1 protein-coding gene is annotated in these 895 nt (G+C 45.1%); it reads right to left on the bottom strand.

Going from position 1 to position 895, the window contains the following annotated elements; genetic code table 11:
* Nucleotides 1-37: 37 nt before the first annotated feature.
* Nucleotides 38-853, bottom strand: coding sequence for a hypothetical protein (locus DF185_RS24740; protein WP_110364069.1), 816 nt, complete (start codon nucleotides 851-853; stop codon nucleotides 38-40).
* Nucleotides 854-895: the final 42 nt, after the last annotated feature.

Here is an 895-nt window from a genome sequence, read left to right as displayed (position 1 = left end):
TTACTTACTTACTCCCAATGGAGCATAGTCCGCTGACCTACATTATCCAACCCACTCTGTCCTGGGCCTTCTTTTCTAGTTCCATCCAATTCTTGTTCATTTTTCTCATGTCTATCTCCATTTCTCGGCGTAATGTGTTCTTTGGTCTTCCTCTTTTCCTTTGGCCTTGAGGATTCCATGTGAGGGCTTGTCTTGTGACGCAGTTGGGTGCTTTCCTCAATGTGTGTCCTATCCACTTCCAGCGCTTCTTCCTGATTTCTTCCTCCGCTGGGATCTGGTTTGTTCTCTCCCACAGTACGTTGTTGCTAATAGTGTCCGGCCAACGGATCTGAAGTATTTTGCGTAGACAACTGTTAATAAACACCTGTATTTTCTGGATGATGGCTTTCGTAGTTCTCCAGGTTTCTGCCCCATACAGTAGAACTGTCTTGACATTTGTATTGAAAATCCTGACCTTGGTGTTGGTTGACAGTTGCTTTGAGTTCCAGATGTTCCTCAGTTGTAAATATGCTGCTCTTGCTTTGCCGATCCGCGCCTTCACATCTGCATCAGATCCACCCTGTTCATCAATGATGCTGCCCAAATCCGTAAAGGTTTTTACATATTCCAAATCTTCTCCGTCAATTGTGATTGGATTGGTGCATTCTGTGTTGTATCGGAGAATCCTGCTTTTCCCTTTGTGTATATTGAGACCTACTGCTGCTGAGGCTGCTGCCACACTGTTCGTCTTCTCCTGCATCTGTTGTTGCGTTTGGGATAGAAGAGCCAGATCGTCTGCGAAGTCTAGATCATCCAACTGCATCCTAGAAGTCCATAGTATCCCGTGTTTCCCTTCAGATGTTGACGTTTTCATGATCTAGTTGATCACCAGGAGAACGAGGAAGCGTGAAAGTAA

Source organism: Marinifilum breve (genome assembly GCF_003202155.1).
GTDB classification, from domain to species: Bacteria; Bacteroidota; Bacteroidia; order Bacteroidales; family Marinifilaceae; genus Marinifilum; species Marinifilum breve.
This window is presented reverse-complemented; position numbering and strand designations above follow the sequence as displayed.

Coding starts and splice junctions, on each gene's coding strand:
- DF185_RS24740 (WP_110364069.1), bottom strand. CDS start 853: ATGAAAACGTCAACATCTGAAGGGAAACACGGGATACTATGGACTTCT.